The organism is Butyrivibrio sp. XB500-5, from assembly GCF_003625505.1.
Taxonomy (GTDB): domain Bacteria; phylum Bacillota; class Clostridia; order Lachnospirales; family Lachnospiraceae; genus Butyrivibrio.
Genome location: NZ_RAIS01000005.1, coordinates 96969 through 113460, shown reverse-complemented (window position 1 = coordinate 113460; position 16492 = coordinate 96969). Strand labels below are relative to the sequence as shown.

Annotated in this window: 11 protein-coding genes; 10 read left to right on the top strand and 1 reads right to left on the bottom strand. The window is 38.8% G+C overall.

The features are described from left to right. The first annotated feature begins 158 nt into the window (after positions 1–158). From D6856_RS10075 to D6856_RS10030, 10 genes are all read left to right on the top strand, one after another. Entirely contained in the window at positions 159–1520 is a 1362-nt protein-coding gene (locus D6856_RS10075; protein ID WP_158588904.1) for an MBOAT family O-acyltransferase, read from the top strand. Positions 1521–1529: 9 nt separating this feature from the next. Then, a complete protein-coding gene (locus D6856_RS10070; protein ID WP_120686771.1) occupies positions 1530–3116 on the top strand; it encodes a hypothetical protein in 1587 nt (528 codons plus the stop codon). Positions 3117–3264: 148 nt separating this feature from the next. Continuing rightward, entirely contained in the window at positions 3265–6774 is a 3510-nt protein-coding gene (locus D6856_RS10065) for an oligosaccharide repeat unit polymerase (RefSeq protein WP_147367827.1), read from the top strand. A gap of 12 nt (positions 6775–6786) precedes the next feature. Then, positions 6787–7290 carry a glycosyltransferase gene (locus D6856_RS10060; RefSeq protein WP_120686769.1) on the top strand — a complete coding sequence of 168 codons (504 nt, stop codon included), beginning with the start codon at positions 6787–6789 and terminating at the stop codon, positions 7288–7290. 11 nt (positions 7291–7301) lie between these two features. After that, positions 7302–9011: a PssD/Cps14F family polysaccharide biosynthesis glycosyltransferase gene (gene pssD / locus D6856_RS15465; protein WP_330544281.1), complete on the top strand. Its 1710-nt coding sequence runs from the start codon at positions 7302–7304 to the stop codon at positions 9009–9011. A gap of 7 nt (positions 9012–9018) precedes the next feature. Beyond that, positions 9019–10458 (top strand): flippase, encoded by a 1440-nt coding sequence (locus D6856_RS10050; protein ID WP_120686768.1) that lies wholly within the window; start codon positions 9019–9021, stop codon positions 10456–10458. A 25-nt stretch (positions 10459–10483) separates the two neighbouring features. Next, a complete protein-coding gene (locus D6856_RS10045; RefSeq protein ID WP_243114071.1) occupies positions 10484–11380 on the top strand; it encodes a glycosyltransferase in 897 nt (298 codons plus the stop codon). Positions 11381–11407: 27 nt separating this feature from the next. Further along, on the top strand, positions 11408–12409 hold the full coding sequence (locus tag D6856_RS10040; RefSeq protein WP_120686767.1) for a glycosyltransferase family 2 protein: 1002 nt from the start codon (positions 11408–11410) through the stop codon (positions 12407–12409). Between the two features lie 14 nt (positions 12410–12423). Then, complete coding sequence (locus D6856_RS10035; protein WP_120686766.1) at positions 12424–13650, top strand: glycosyltransferase; 1227 nt, start codon at positions 12424–12426, stop codon at positions 13648–13650. Positions 13651–13665: 15 nt separating this feature from the next. Next, positions 13666–15249 carry a hypothetical protein gene (locus D6856_RS10030; RefSeq protein ID WP_147367826.1) on the top strand — a complete coding sequence of 528 codons (1584 nt, stop codon included), beginning with the start codon at positions 13666–13668 and terminating at the stop codon, positions 15247–15249. On the opposite strand, the gene D6856_RS10025 is transcribed toward D6856_RS10030, so the two are convergent. Further along, complete coding sequence (locus D6856_RS10025) at positions 15246–16481, bottom strand: CDP-glycerol glycerophosphotransferase family protein (protein ID WP_120686764.1); 1236 nt, start codon at positions 16479–16481, stop codon at positions 15246–15248. The two genes, D6856_RS10030 and D6856_RS10025, sit on opposite strands and share 4 nt — an antisense overlap. Positions 16482–16492: the final 11 nt, after the last annotated feature.

Genomic DNA, 16492 nt, shown 5'->3' with positions numbered 1-16492 from the left:
AATAATTGAAAAATAGCAATATAGAACTATATTTAATATATTTTTGGCAAAGATGACTGGGTGATATTAGTATGCAATTCAATAGCTATGCGTTTATACTGTGTTTTCTTCCGATAACATTATTACTTTATTTTGTGGCAAACAGGATAAAACCAGTGTTGGGAAAGTTTGTAATAATAATTGCCAGTATTGTTTTTTGTTTGTTAGGGCAATCAAACATGCTTATTTACTTAGGAATAAGCATGTTAATTAATTATGCTTTTGTACTGGTGAACAAGAGATTCAAGTTTACTAATAAAATAATCCTTGCATTACCAATTATTGTAAATGTGGGATTGTTGCTATATTTCAAATATTTAAACTTTGCTATTACGAATATAAACATGATTTTTGGAAAAGAAATTCCGTTTATGGAGATAATTCTTCCATTGGGAATATCATTCTATACTTTTCAGCAAATTGCTTATATTGTAGCAACTGAGCGCGGTGATTTGGAGAATAATAATATCATTGATTATATTGCATATATTCTTTATTTTCCAAAGCTTGTAATGGGACCGATAATGGATCCGGTCGATTATATTTCGCAAATAAATCAGGAAACTAGGAAACAAGTGGATATAACCAATATAGCCATAGGAATTAAGCTGTTCAGCTTAGGTTTGATCAAGAAGGTTATACTGGCTGATACGTTTGCTAAAGCGGTTACGTGGACATATACAAATATATATGCTGCAACAGCGATGGATTGTATTTTATTGACTATGTTTTATACTTTTGAGATTTATTTTGATTTCAGTGGATACAGTGATATGGCTGTTGGGATTTCGTCAATGTTTAATATTGACCTGCCGATGAATTTTGATTCCCCGTACAAGGCGATTTCAATCAGAGATTTTTGGAAGAGATGGCATATCTCACTTACAAATTTTTTGACAAAATATATTTATATTCCGCTTGGAGGGGCTAGGAGAGGCATTATTTTAACCTATGTAAATACACTTATTGTTTTTTTGGTAAGTGGATTGTGGCATGGGGCTAATTGGACATTCATTTTATGGGGAATCTTGCATGGATTATTTAGCTGCTTCGACAGGATGTTTGACAAAGTAGAAGAAAAACTATTTATTCCGGTTAGATGGTTTTGCACATTTGCAATAGTAAATATGTTATGGCTTTTATTTAGTGCTCAGTCCGTTGCTCAGTGGAAAATGATTTTATTTAAGATTTTGTTCATGCAGAACACTTCTATAAGTGATGGGATAATTTCTGCATTTAACTTAGTAGAAAATCAGTTTATTTATAATATGTTGGGGCTGAATTATCTTCCAAACAATGTTCGGGGGTTTAATATGCTGATATTTATTATGATTGCAAGTGTTGTTTGCTTTGTTCCGGAAAATAATTATAGGAAACGAGAAAGTTTAAGCATTTGGTCATTGCTTCTTGCTACATTTGCTTTTATTTGGGGAGTTTTATGTTTGGGGGCAGAATCAACATTTGTATATTATGGTTTTTAAGAGGGTGTTATGAGAGCAAAATTGTGGTTGATAAGTTGGATTATAATTGTGGTATCAGCATTAAGCGTTTTTGCTTACTGGTGTTATAAGATAGATCCTTATTTTCATTATCATAAGCCGGAGTTAAATAGTTATTTCTATACTCTGAACAATCAGCGAAGCCAAAATGATGGCATAATTAAACATTTTGAATATAATGCCCTAGTATCAGGCACATCTATGGCAGAGAACTTTAGAACATCAGAGGTTGATGAAATATTTGAATGTAACTCAATTAAGGTTGCGTATTCTGGTGGATCGTATAAGGAAATAAACGATAATATTAAAAACGCCTTAAAAGTTAATCCTAATTTGAGGATTATAATTAGAAGTTTGGACATGGGCAAATTTTTTTCAACTGTAGATGAGATGAGGACTGATCTAGGAAAGTATCCAACTTATTTGTATGATAATAACGTTTTTAATGATGTTGAGTACTTGCTAAACAGAGATATACTATTTAACAGAGTTTATCAGATGACATTAGATAATGACAAAGAGGGATTTGAACCGGGAATCACAACTTTTGATAATTATTCAAGATGGCAAGATTCGTATGTGTTTGGAATCAATACGGTGGCACCTGATGGTGTAGCTGTCAATAAGACTGTTGAGGATGAGCATTTATCTAACGGTGAAAAGGCGCTTATCAAAGAGAATATAGTTACTAATGTCACGAACGTAGCGGATGAGTATCCGGATGTGGATTTCTATTATTTTTATACGCCATATAGTGCTGTGTGGTGGTGCGAACAATATAATGAAGGAAGGCTTTTTAAACAATTAGAAGCAGAGCGATATATTACAGAACTCATATTGCCGCATAAAAACATACATTTATTTTCATTCAATAATAGGACAGATTTAACAACTGATTTAAATAATTATAAGGATGAAAATCATTATGGTACATGGATTAACAGCTTAATGCTTAGATGGATGCATGATGGTAAATATCTATTAACTGAGGAAAACTACGAGGATTATCTAAGAAAAGAATATGATTTTTACACCACGTTTGATTATACGAGCTTAAATGGACAAACAGATTATGAAGCTGATTATTATGCTGCAGCATTATTGAATGAAGAGTTAAGTGGGGTAAAACCGGTAGATATTTTGAATAATGAAGATGTGGACGTAGTTATAAATGGAGCAGAGTATATTGTTGAAGATGGAAAAAATACAGGAATTGATTGTAAAGGAAAGCAGAAAAGCGATTGTGTTGCAAAGAACACATCTGAACAAATAAAAAACAAAGAATATATTGGCATAATGTTTAATATAGATATGGATTCAGGGTATAATTACCTTTGTTTTAATGTTCAGAGTGATATGGATTACGAGAAGCGAATTGCATATGTTTATGATGAATCGAGTAAAATTGTTGGATATGTGGAGAACAACTATTCAGATTTGGAAAGTGAAGTGTGTAAGAATGTGATGGATTTGTCTACCGTTAGAGGAAATGTAACAGTCATTTTGGACGGAGGCGATGTAGACTGCACAGATGGAACTTATTCTGAGTGCAAATTTAGCCAAATCTTTATGTATTGATTTGGTGATATGACTAAGTGGTTTTGGGATTTCCTTTAAAGTGTTTATTCTGAGCTTCGGATGACAATTATCGAGCAATATGTTATCATGGCGGTAAGATAAGAAAAATAATCGGGGAGAAAGGCGCTTTATATTAAGTGATTACAGCATGATGAAGTTGCAGGTGAATACGGGGTTAGAAAGGGCTATTTCTGTTATTGATAAGTATTATGAAATAGTCTATATCATAATTTTCGCTTTATATTATTTTACTCAGATTACGGTGCTTTCAAGTGCACCGTTTTTCTTTGTGGAGTTTATTGAACGAGTGGTTAGCTTGACGCTTCCTATCATAGTAGTAACGTGGCTGATAAGAAACCTCACCTTTAAGAAGAGAGAGGTTATAATTGGGTTAATACTTATCTTCATTATGACTGCTGTATCATTGAAAAATGGCTATGGCGAGCTGAGATACATGGCTTTTTTTGCTGCTGGTAGCATTGGGGTTAATCTTAAAAAGGTCATCAAATGCACTGCTATTACTGCTGGTATCACAATTCTATATACTTTTCTTTATACATTTGCCTTTAATTCAAGAATTAATTCAGTTTATGTTCATGTTAATAGGGTTCGCTCAACTATGGGACTTAAATATCCGACTGATGCGGCTAGTTTTGTCTTGTATTTGTGCTTTTGCTTGATGATTTTAGGTAAAATATGTCCGTTTATCATTACATTTATTTTTTCTTGCTTGTCACTTTTTCTTTCCTGGTTTTATTTTGATTCTGTTACATCTTCTATTATCTCGGGGTTGCTTTGCTTAGCTGTTATAGGAGTTTTTCTGTATGAAAAGAAGTTCTATAAGTTTACCGTTCCTCAGAGGCTTGAGACCATGGTACAGGTGGCAATATATATACTCATACCTTTTTTGACGGGTTTACAATTGATGCTTGCGTATTTCTACGGCAAGGAGAGCTCATGGGCGGTCATGACTGATAAATTATTGCATAGGAGAGTAATGTTAACTTATAAGGGACTAGCTGAACATGGCATTAGCTTGTTTGGAGAGAATTATGATATGTTTGGCGCGGCTGCTCCGGGCATTAAGAGTGGGACTACTTATAATTTTCTTGACTCATCATATGTAAATATTCCCGTTAGATATGGTTTGATAGCATTTGTTTGCATCCTGTTTATGTGGTTCATAATACAGCGAAAGGCAGTAAAGCATAGAAATGGGTTTATTATTCTAGCGACAATACTAATCTCGATCCATTCGTATCTGGAACAGCACTTTGCGGAAATAGCGTTTAATTCGCTGTTATTTTTGCCATTTTCATATGGATTTGACAAAGACGGCGATGCCGATGTCTTGCTGAACAACAAATCCAATGCAAAGAAGATGATTATGGCAGCTGTAGTGGTGCTGGTTATTACGATGCTTTCGCCCTATATTTTTTCTGCTACTAGGACAATACACGATTCAATGACACATGAGAATGTTCAGGATAGGCTTGACGCCGACAGCAAGGGCGTTGAGATTATTCTTGATGTCAATGATTATCCGGTTTACGCTGACGTCCTAACAGGAGAGTATGTAAGAAGATTTAAAGAGATTAAGAGAAGTGCGTTGTCTGGGGACGACTTGGTGAGAAAGTTTGACTGTACTATCATCACGGATGTACATAAAGATTCTCCTACATTTTTTTCAAGAGGAGCTGCCTACGCCCGTATATCCGATTATTCAGCTGTATACACAACTGATCCTGCAGTTATAGGAGCCCTTCGTGATGCGGGATATCACGTGGCGGGATATTATTATCCGGAAGAACACGTTGATATACGTAATCGGTATTCTTCAGACTCGATTCCTATATCAACCAAACATGTTGAGATTTCCGGCGAGATAGAGGTTGATACATTTGCTACGGTTGAAGGGGAAGTCGTTAAAGTGACATTTTATTCGACAGATGGTTCTGTCGAAAAAAAATATAGCAGAAAAGATGTGAATGAAAAGGGAACCATAAAATATAATCTAGCACTTGACACGGAGTATGAGGTGGTAAGCATTGAGATTGAAGCTACTAGTAATGCGGATATTTTTCCTTTGCCAGCTACATTAGTGGATGGAACTAGAAATATTTCGGTGGCTACTCATCTGTGCGGGATGGAAACAGAAGAAACCAAAGTTTATGAGGGAACGTATACTTTAAGGACCCATTTGGAAATGACTAATTACGAAAGCATTAATGCTGATGTTGTTGGTAAGGTTACTTTATCTCCTAAGTTTGGGACTGAAATGACAAAAGATATATATTTAAGAGACTTCTCCGAAACTGGAACGCTTGATTATGAAACGGTTTTCAATTCGCCGGGAGACTATTATTCATTTGTTATTGAGCCTGTAGGTGAAGCTGAATTGTTGTCTGATTCTGTATGCGTCGAAAAAACACCTGATTATGACATATTTTCAACTTACAATCATGATGGAACGATAAGTCGTTCCGAATATTATGACCTGAATGGTAATAGAACTCTGACAGATGAAGGCGTATTTGCTTATGAATATGAGTATGATGACAATGGCAATGCTATTGTTGTTAGATACTATGATACTAATAATTCTCCTGTAATTTCATCAGATGGATATGCGGAGGTGCATAGAGCATATAATAAGTTAAAATACCTGACACACGAGAGTTATTACGGAGAAGATGGGGCTCCTCTTGCCAATCAAATGGGATATGCGTCTTTTGATCAGGAGGTGGATGCCTTGGGAAGACCTACTTATATAAGATACAATGACGAGGAAGGGAAACCCACTATAACCGGTTATAAATATGCTGCTGTTAAAAAGAAGTATAATGATGAAAACCTGGTTATTTATGAAGCCTATTATGACGAGAATGGTGATAGGCTTTCCATGGAAGAAGGGTATTCCGGTTGCAGGTACGATTATGATAAAACCGGACATAGGAGTAAGATAGTTTACCTAGATGATGAAGATGAGCCTGTTATTACAAGACTTGGATATGCGGAAATTAATAAGGAATTTGATGATAAGGGAAATATTACAGTTGAATCATATTATGATGAAAACGGAGAACTTAAGCTATTAGATGAAGGATATGCTACTATAGTTAGGATATATGACGATTATGGCGATAACACTTCCGTTTTGTATTTTGGTCTTGAAACTACAAGCTATGTTGAAATTAGGAGAGAGTATGATGATCAGAGAAGACTGATATATGAAGGAAAGTTTGACAATGATAGAAACGGGCTGATACTAAATGACGATTATTCTGCATACAGACTGGAATATGACGATGCAGGAAATGTGATTAGTGTTAAGTATTACGGAACAGATGGAAATCCCATGCTTGTTGGTGGCGATTATTTTGAGTGTAGAAGGAAATACGATGAGAATGGGCGAGTGATTTATGAGTCTTTTTGGGGAATAGAGGGTGAAAATGTCGTTCGTGGAGGAGGGTATCATGGTTTGGGATATGGCTATGATGACAATAACAATAGGAACGTGATAAAATACTATGATACATATGATAATCCTGTAGAGGACTCAACAGGGGTATTTGAAATAAGACGAACATTTGATGATAATCATAATATTATCAACAAATCATATTATGATCTTGAAGGGAAACTTATAAAGAGATAAGGATAATCAGTAATGATATTTGTTACAGTCGGAACGCATGAACAGCAGTTTGACAGGCTGGTAAAGTACATAGATGAATTAAAGAGTAGCGGCAAGATAGCCGAAGATGTGATCATACAGACCGGTTACAGCACCTATGAACCTCTTAGCTGTGAGTGGTCCAAGTTCTTTCCTTACAAGCAGATGGAAGAGCATGTTAAGAATGCTAGGATCGTGATCACACACGGCGGCCCGTCCAGCTTTATTGCGCCGCTTCGTATCGGTAAGGTTCCGATTGTTGTTCCGAGGCAATCTGAATTTGGTGAGCATGTCAATGACCATCAGCTTGAGTTTTGTGAGGCGGTGCAGAAGAGACAGGGCAATATATTGTTGGTCAAGGACATAATTAACCTTGGGAATGTGATAGCGGATTACGATAAGCTTGTAGCGTCCATGCCGGCAGAGATGAAGAGTAATAACTCCAAGTTCTGCGAGGATCTTGAGAAAATAGTCTTTGATCTGCTTGGACGAGAATAGAGGATTGTGTAATGGAATTACTACTGGCAGCTTTAGCGGTCTTTCATAAAATATTATACGGAACCGGTTTGGATCTGTTCTATGTGCTTGGCGCAGCGGCCTTTTTGTGGTATCTGATAGGTAAGAATAAGGCTTTTAAGCTTATCTTTATTCTTTCGGGGATAACGCTGATATATTCAGCCGCGGTGCAGGTTCTATCAGGTTCTTATGATTTTAAGGCGGCTTCTTTATTTGCGGCACATACGATATTGAACATCAGCTTGATGGTCTGGACTTGCAGAAATGTCGGTAAGATCAGGCTGAAGTTTTTTTTGTATGCAGTTGCAGTACTGCTTGGACTTTCGACAATAGCGGCTTTTGTGTTTAAGAATTCGTTTCTGTGGAGAGCTCAGGAGTATGAATCGGGACTTGGTCCGCTCAGGTTGAGGCTTTTTTATCCGGAACCCGCGTACCTGTCTTATGTGTGCGCTATTTTGATCGTGCTGACAGTTTATCACCTAATCAGCACTTCTTTTAGTCTTAAGGTTGCAGGTTCGGGTCTTGTATTTCTGGCTGTTATGATACTTTCCTATGGAATGGGAGGCATGATAACCTGTGCCGTTGCGATTCCTGTTCTTTTGATGATATATGTCATCAGTAACAGAAACAGTATCCTTGATGATCCGCTGAAAAAGGCAACATGGGCGACCATCGGAGTGATCCTGCTTGTCATAGTGGTCGGTATCATATCACTGTCACCTGTTTACGGGATGAGAATAATACCTCTGTTAAGCGGACAGGATAATGGCTTTGTATACACATTTAAGCGCCCGTTTTCCTGGTTTGTCCGGATAATGGATATGACAGGCTGGAAAGGTGCCGGAATAGGTCAGCTTGTAGGATCTGATATCGGTAACAGCCTGGGCATTGTACTGGAATTTAAGAATTCGTTCCTAAGAGTGATGTCCGAAGGCGGAATACTTGGGATAATACTAATTTTTGGTATAGTTATGGCGCTTCTTATTCAGTGCCTCTTATATGGCAACGAGCTAGCTGTGGCGCTTTTCATATTTAGTATGCTTATGCAGTTTTCAACCGGAAACTTTGAAGATCCGTTCCATTGGATTGTATATGGCATAATTCTCGGTGAATGTGCCAAGGTTAAGCTTGAAAAGAAGAAAGAACAGGTAACGCTTTCGTCTTCAAACGACAACCTCCTGTCTCAGCAGGGATATGCGGTTATTGGTGGTGACAAAACACCTGATGAGAACCGCGGGGATAGTAGTTCCTCTATAAAGGTTTGCCTTGTGGGGTCTTCCGGCGGACATTTAACTCATCTGTATATGTTAAAGCCATTCTGGGAGAATAAGGACAGATTCTGGGTTACCTTCGATAAGGAAGATGCAAGGAGCTTACTTGAAAACGAGAGGATGATCCCTTGTTATTATCCTACAAACAGGAGCATAAAGGGACTTATTATCAATACGGTATTGGCATTTAGAGTGCTTAAGAAGGAGCGTCCCGATCTTGTTATTTCGGCGGGTGCTGCGGTAGCGGTTCCGTTTTTCTATGTCGGAAAGTTGTATGGTGCCAAGTGCATATATATCGAGGTCTTTGATAGAATAGACAAACCTACGATGTCCGGTAAACTCGTATATCCGGTTACGGATAGGTTCATAGTTGAATGGGAAGAAATGAAGAAGGTTTACCCGGGCGCAATAAACCTTGGAAGTGTCTTTTGAGTAGCGTATGAAGAAGAAAAACCTTAAGAAGAATTATGTATTTAATCTAACTTATCAGATTCTGTTATTGGTAGCACAGCTAATTACGACACCGTATCTTTCCCGTGTTCTTGAACCGGACGGAGTCGGTACCGTTAGTTATGCGGAGTCTGTTATTTCTTACTTTGTTCTTTTTGCAACGCTCGGTATCACTATTTTGGGCCAGAGAGAGATCTCTTATTGTCAGGATGACAGAGCCGGACGTAGCAGTGTCTTTTGGGATATTAAATCTCTGCAGATATTGACAAGTACGGCTGCGCTTATTGTCTATCTTGTTTTTTCCGTTCTGCAGAATAATCATGCGCTGTATCTGGTGCTTGGATTTGAGATTCTTGCGGTTACATTTGATGTAGTGTGGCTGTTTCAGGGGCTGGAAGAGTTTGGGCAGATCGTACTTAGGAATATCATATTCAAGCTTCTAAGTATACTCTATATTTTTACGTTTGTAAAAACCAAAGACGATGTTGTCAAATATGCATTCGGTGTCGCTTTTTTCATGTTTATAAGCAATGCGGCTCTTTGGGTACGTATCGGCAGATATGTCGACAAGCCGGATTTACGCAGTATAAGACCGTTTAGAGATATAAGATCGGTCATAACACTCTTTTTACCGACTGTGGCGATACAGATCTATACTGTGCTTGATAAGACGATGATCGGAGTGATAACGCATAATGCATTTGAAAACGGATACTATGAGCAGGCAATAAAAGTATCCAAGATGGTGCTTACAGGTGTTACATCACTGGGCGCTGTCGTTGCTCCGCGTATAGGTTATCATTTTGAGCGTGGAGAGACAGACGAAGTTAAGCACTATATGTATAATTCATACAGGTTTGTATGGTTTATGGGTATTCCGTTATATTTGGGGCTTGCGGGAGTTGCGCCCAATTTTGTACCGTGGTTCTTCGGACCCGACTATGATATGGTCGTATTGTTATTACAGATCTTGGGAGCGCTTATCATAATAATCGGACTTAGTAATGTTACGGGGATTCAGTATATGGTCCCTACCAAGCGTCAGAATCTGCTTACTGTTACCGTTACGATAGGAGCCTGCGTAAACTTTGTGCTTAATATGATACTGATATTTAAATTTGGTTCCTTGGGAGCGGCAATAGCTTCTGTATTGGCAGAGCTGACCGTGACGGTTTCGCAGCTTGTTCTTGTGCGAAAGGAATTGTCGGTTTGGAAGATCGTAGGTAGCAGCCGTAATTATGTGATTGCGGGAGTGCCTATGTTTGCGGCTCTTAAAACGGTTGGCGTAAGACTAACTTCCTCGATTGTCAATACGGTTGTCATGGTTGCGGTCGGCGCGTTGGCTTATATGATAGGTCTGACTGTACTTAGGGATGAATTTTTTATTTCCAACATGAAGAATATCAAGAATAAACTGATACATCACTGATAGTGATATCCGGGAGGCATTTGGCTTGAAAGATAAAGTACTTGTCCTAATGGCAACGTATAACGGAGAAAAATATCTAAGAGAACAATTAGATAGCATATTGAGGCAGATAGGCGTTCAAGTAAGAATACTTGTTAGAGACGACGGCTCAACTGATAAAACGATAGAGATATTGGAAGAATATGCGCAAAAAAGTGACCTTGAATGGTACACAGGCGAGCATTTGAATGTTTCCCGCGGAAATCTGGATCTGATGAAGAAGGCAAGTAAAACGGATTATTTATATTTTGCTTTTGCCGATCAGGATGATGTATGGGATGATGATAAGCTTTCCGCAGGAATTAACGAGATAAGGGAGTTTACCTGCCCTGCTCTGTATTATTGCGGACAGCGTCTGGTTGATGCAGATCTTAATCTGATCGGGGATCATAGATTAAATGCCGAGCGTGATCTGAAAACAAGATTTATATTATCGGATTTTGCCGGATGTACGGGTGTATTTAACAGGAAATTGCTTGAAAAGACTGTGATATATGACCCCGGATATATTCTTATGCATGATACGTGGATCTTGAAGATATGTCTGGCTGTCGGAGGCAAAGTGATCGTAGATCCCGAAATGCATATGGATTACAGGCAGCATGGCGGTAATTCAATCGGATTGAACAGAAGTCTTTTGGCTTATTTAAAGCAGGTTTATCAATATTTATTTGTTTATGACGTAGAAAGCCAGATGATAGAACTGGCCAAAGGCTATTCGGAAGAAATGGTATCGCCGTACAAAGAACTCTGCGACTGGGTGTGCGGATATAGGAAAGACAGGAAGAAGAAAGCACTTCTTCTGGATAAAAAGAATGTCGATTTCTGCGCTAAAGGACTGAATCTGACATATGCGATCAAGGTTCATTTTAATAAATTGTGATCATGTAATTTAGAGACAGAGGATAGTATGAAGATCTTAACTATAAGTGTAGCGGCCTATAACGCTGCCAAGGATCTGCCAAGGTGTATTGATTCACTTGTAAATACGGCAGTTTCCGAAGAATTGGATATTATAATCGTCAATGACGGCTCAACTGATAATACATTGGAAGTGGCAACGGATTACCAAAACCGCTATGAGGGAATAGTCAGAGTAATCGACAAACCAAACGGCGGACATGGTTCTACGATAAATGCAAGCTTGCAGGCCGCAGAGGGTAAGTATTACAGGATTGTCGATGCGGATGACTGGGTTGATAAAGAGGGCTTGGAAAAGCTTATTAAGAACCTTAGGGATGAGTCTGCCGATCTTGTGCTTACACCTTATCATGAGGTGGATGCCGACACTTTGGAGCGCAGAAAGACCGTATATCCGTATAACGATGATATGAAAACAGGTGATAGGCACAGCGTTGATGAGGCGGAAAAGGTAACGCTGTTCATGCATTCGACGACATATAAGACTGATGTCCTCAAAAAAATGGGACCGATCATCGATGAGAAGTGTTTTTATGTGGATGTTGAATACACATTGTTTCCCCTTAAGTATGTTTCTGATTTTGTGTGCTATGACTTCCCTGTGTATGAATATCTTCTCGGTACTCCGGCACAGAGTATGAACAGAAAAGTTCGTATTGATAGAAGAGAACAGCATCTTAAGGTCCTGTACAATGTTGCTGAGTATTATGAAAGAGAGAAGGCTCAGCTTTCGGACAATAAGAGCCGCGTAATATTGAGACTTACGCGCTATGTTATGCTCAATCAGTACAAGATTTATTTTTCCATGAATGACGCCAAGGCTCTGGATGAAGTAAGAGATTTTGATAAGAAGATAGGGAAACTAAGTCCTGATGTGTATCGTGGTCCTGAAGGCAGATTTATGTATATTGTAAGGTTTAATAGGATAACAGGATTTGTTCTGTTCCCTCTATGGGCAAAGGTTCTGAGAGATAAAATAGATACGTTTTAAGGGATAGGTAATTAATGGGAAGCGCAAAAAAAATACTGTGGATATCATATTTGGTGCCTTATGACGGTGTTCCGCACGCCGGCGGGAAAATACATAATTATTATCTTAAAGGAATCAAAAAAAGCGGGAAGTTTGATATCAGACTCCTTACCGTAGCCAAAGAGAAAGAACTTCCAAAGCTTGATTATGATAAATATGATATTTCCGCTGATGTGATAGTAAGGAAGTTTAACCTAAAGGGGATTCTCTGGAGAATCCTTTGGGAACTCAAAAGAAGAGGCTTATATGACAGAAGCGGTGGATTACAGCCTCCTTTTATCAGGCACATGATAAAAGAAAAAGCGAAAAGCTATTCCGAGTCGGGATATGAACCTGATGTTGTCATAATGCAGTGGACTGAGGTTGTTGTATCTATTTCCGATATAAAAAGATACTTCCCCAAGGCTAAGATCGTTGTGATAGAAGAGGATGTGGCGTTTTTATCGTTTGAAAGAAAGTTTAAAAGTGCTACCAATGTGATCAAGAAAGCCATAGCAAAGAAGCAGTACGAGAGGCTTAAAAAGCTGGAACTTCGCTGTATTTCGGAAGCTGATCTTGTAATACTTAATAATCACAAGGATTATAGACTACTTAAGAACAATATAGATGAAGACAAGGGAAACATTAAGGTTTGGACGCCCTATTTTGAAAACTATGCAGATGTTGAGTATATAGGAGATAGGAACGAGATTGTTTTCTATGGCGCAATGAACAGACCGGAGAACTGGAAGAGTGCAATATGGTTTATTGAAAATGTTTGGCCGCTTCTTCCGGCTTCCGAATATGATCTGAAGTTTTATGTAGTAGGCGGTCATCCCGATAAACAGCTTTTGAAGTATAGATCGGATAGAATAGTTGTAACGGGCTTTGTGGATGACGTAACCGATATAATGAAGCATGCTAAGTGCCTGGCTGCGCCGCTTGTACTTGGTGCAGGGGTGAAGATAAAGATATTGGAAGGCCTTTCGCTTGGAATTCCTGTACTCACCAATGACATTGGCGTTGAGGGAATCGATGTGAAAGACGGAACCGATTATTTTCTTTGCAAGGAACCGGAAGAGTATGCGGATACTATTTGTAAGATTATGACCGGAGAAATAGATATAAAAGCGGTATCGGCGAATGCCAAGAAGTATATTTCCGACAATTATAATATATCCGGATCGTTGTCGGATTTTATTGAGACGCTTAAAGAGTTATAAGATTAAGATATGAAAATGGACAGAAAAACACTTAATAGATCAAAAATAGCAGAAATAATATATCTTGTTTACATTGCCGTCATGGTCGCGGCAAGAGCGGCAGGTCTTTATGAAGGGCAGATGCTGTACAATGTTGCACTGGTTGCCGGCCTTGTTTTGTTTGTGTGCAAGATCATCATGACGGAGCATAGCATTAAAGAATATATTGCAATGGTCGTTTTAATGCTTGTGGCTGGGCTTGTCTATATGTTCTCGGGAGAGAAGGGGCTTATAGTTTGCTTTTCCATGATGCTTGGAATGAAGGCTGTTTCGATAAAAAAGGTTTTTATTACATCTTCTCTGGTTGCAGGTGTGATTGTTATCGCAAAGATTTTCCTTGGAACATTTGGACTAACCGGTGAGGTTTATTTCCCTATCGAGAGAGCGGGAGTTGGACTTATGCTTCGGCATGCCCTTGGTTATGCTCATCCCAATACACTTCAGATGAATGTCCTTATCTTGACTATGCTTATAATGTATCTCTTTACTTCTGCCCAGAGATATGCGGAAAAGGCAGGGAAGATAACAAAGAGAGAATCGAATCTTGGAATAATACTTGTCTCGGTAGTCGCTTTTTCTTTTAACCTGTTTATTCATGAGTATTCGGGAAGTAGGACGGGAGTTTTGGCTTGTCTGGTGTTCATGCTGTTTAATATATGGCTGCATCTTGCCGGAAAAGCTAGACTGTTTGAAAAGGTCGTACTCTATGCAGAGTATCCGTTTGTGTGCTTTATTGCTATAGGACTGCCGTTTATATTAAAAGGCGGATTGTTTGAAAAAGTTGATTCTGCGGTATTCCAGACAAGATTATCGCTTGCAAGGGGTTTTTGGGAGTGCAATTCACTTACATTGTTTGGACAAAGGCTTGTGCGTCCTTCAGACTGGGAAGTTCCGTACGGAATAGACATGGGACAGCTTTATCTGCTGCTGCAACTTGGAATAGTTGCATTTGTGGTCATGACAGTCATGACTATGTTCTTTGTTCATAGGGCTATCAGAAGTAATATGCTTCCTGAGCTGGCTTTTTTTACCGGAATGATGGTTATAGATATATGGGAACCTCTGATGTATAACCTGTCATTTAAGAATTTCTTATTTGTATTCTTTGGAAAGATGCTGTATGAGCTTCTTAGAGATTCGAAGGATTCCGCCGATAGCGAAGATGTATATAAGAATTGTATTACCGTGGATATGGTTAAACGAGGTGCCGTAGCTGTGCTGGTAGGTGCATTACTCGGCATTTGCAGCACGGGTCTGTATCACTTCATCGTTCCTAAGCCGGGAGCACTGTACGGTGTTAGAGAACAGGATGTATACAGCGCTGAGTATATTGAGGATACGTTGTATTTATCTGAAAGTGAAATAGCCGGAATAAGAGACAGCGGTGATATTGTCATGGATTACATTGATGAGAAGACACCGGTGTACAGATACGGCGAAAACATAGCAATCGATGAATATAACAGGAGAGCCATGAACGTCGGAGTATGGATGGCTCTCGTTGTTATAAGTTCAGTTGGTCTGCCGTATTGCTTTAAGACCGGCAGGAACAGAGATTAGGCATGTAATGATTTTTGTTTTTCTATAAGATAGTCAACGGTTCCGGTAACGGAATTACCTATATTGGCCCAGCATTCGGATCTAGCTTGGTCTCGGCCTTCCTTGAAGCGATTGTCCGTAAGGCAACGATCTATTATTTCTTTTACGTTTTCGATGTTCTCGTCGGTCAACTCTACGCCTATCTTGTCGAGAACTTCGAAAGTCCACTCCTTCTTACCAAGCCACCAGGAATCGTAGATTCCGTTGTCAAATTTTGCTTCCGTATAGATTACGGGCTTATCAAATACCAATGAATAATCAAATATTACTCCTGAGAAATCGGATATCAAAATATCTGATTGATATAATGCGTCAAAGTTATCGCTTTTTCTGTCCCATATCAGTTTGTCTGTTTCCGGATATGCTTTAAGAAGCGGTTCCAGCATCTCTTTCTCAGATACAAAAGACTGAGGGTGAGGTCTTATGATAATCTTATAGCCTGTTGCTATAAGGGCATCTATCATAGCCTTGCCGTACTTATTGAGTATTGAATTGCCGCCCCAGGAGGGAGCAAGAAGTACGGTGGTCTCATGTTCTGAGGCGGGGCCGGCGGTCAGAAGTTTTTCTCTTAGACCGTCCATATGAGGAAGACCTATAAGCTTAACCTCTTTTTCCGGGAGATTACGCAGAGCCTCAAGCTCACGAACCTGCTGTGTCTGGAAATCGCCGCTAAGTAGCAGAGAGTCATAGTAATCGATTCCGAACATGCGGTACATGGAGATATCTCCGGCTGCATGAAGGATGTGAGTGTACCATTTTACGTCTCTGGATCTTTTCCATTGATATACATCAAGTCCGGGAGTTGTTGAAAGAACAACATCGGCCTTAAGCATGTTCATCTTGGCAAAAGCCTTGTTTCCTTCGCCGAGAAATTCGGTTTTTACTGTTTTATATTCTTCGTTTAAAAGAGGATCGTCTTTTTCTGCTGTCATATATACAAGAGATTGTCCTCTTTTGTCCATCTCATCACAGATAGGTTTAAATATATTATTGTATCTCTTACTATCTGTGAATATTGCAAAGGGTACATGGTCTTTATCACTGTTTTTTACGTTTCCTCCCGAAAAGGAGAACTTTATTTTCATAAAAGTATCTCTCAGGAAGTAATAGCCTGCTCCAAGGAGACCTATAAGTATCGTAAAGAGCATACTTCCCGTTCCGGGATCAATATAAAGAAGCATTATCATATTCATATATATAAGTC

Bases quoted from the DNA above. Each gene is read 5' to 3' on its own strand.
- D6856_RS10070 (WP_120686771.1), top strand. From the start codon at position 1,530: ATGAGAGCAAAATTGTGGTTGATAAGTTGGATTATAATTGTGGTATCA.
- D6856_RS10065 (WP_147367827.1), top strand. From the start codon at position 3,265: ATGATGAAGTTGCAGGTGAATACGGGGTTAGAAAGGGCTATTTCTGTT.
- D6856_RS10060 (WP_120686769.1), top strand. From the start codon at position 6,787: ATGATATTTGTTACAGTCGGAACGCATGAACAGCAGTTTGACAGGCTG.
- pssD (WP_330544281.1), top strand. From the start codon at position 7,302: ATGGAATTACTACTGGCAGCTTTAGCGGTCTTTCATAAAATATTATAC.
- D6856_RS10050 (WP_120686768.1), top strand. From the start codon at position 9,019: ATGAAGAAGAAAAACCTTAAGAAGAATTATGTATTTAATCTAACTTAT.
- D6856_RS10040 (WP_120686767.1), top strand. From the start codon at position 11,408: ATGAAGATCTTAACTATAAGTGTAGCGGCCTATAACGCTGCCAAGGAT.
- D6856_RS10035 (WP_120686766.1), top strand. From the start codon at position 12,424: ATGGGAAGCGCAAAAAAAATACTGTGGATATCATATTTGGTGCCTTAT.
- D6856_RS10030 (WP_147367826.1), top strand. From the start codon at position 13,666: ATGGACAGAAAAACACTTAATAGATCAAAAATAGCAGAAATAATATAT.
- D6856_RS10025 (WP_120686764.1), bottom strand. From the start codon at position 16,481: ATGAATATGATAATGCTTCTTTATATTGATCCCGGAACGGGAAGTATG.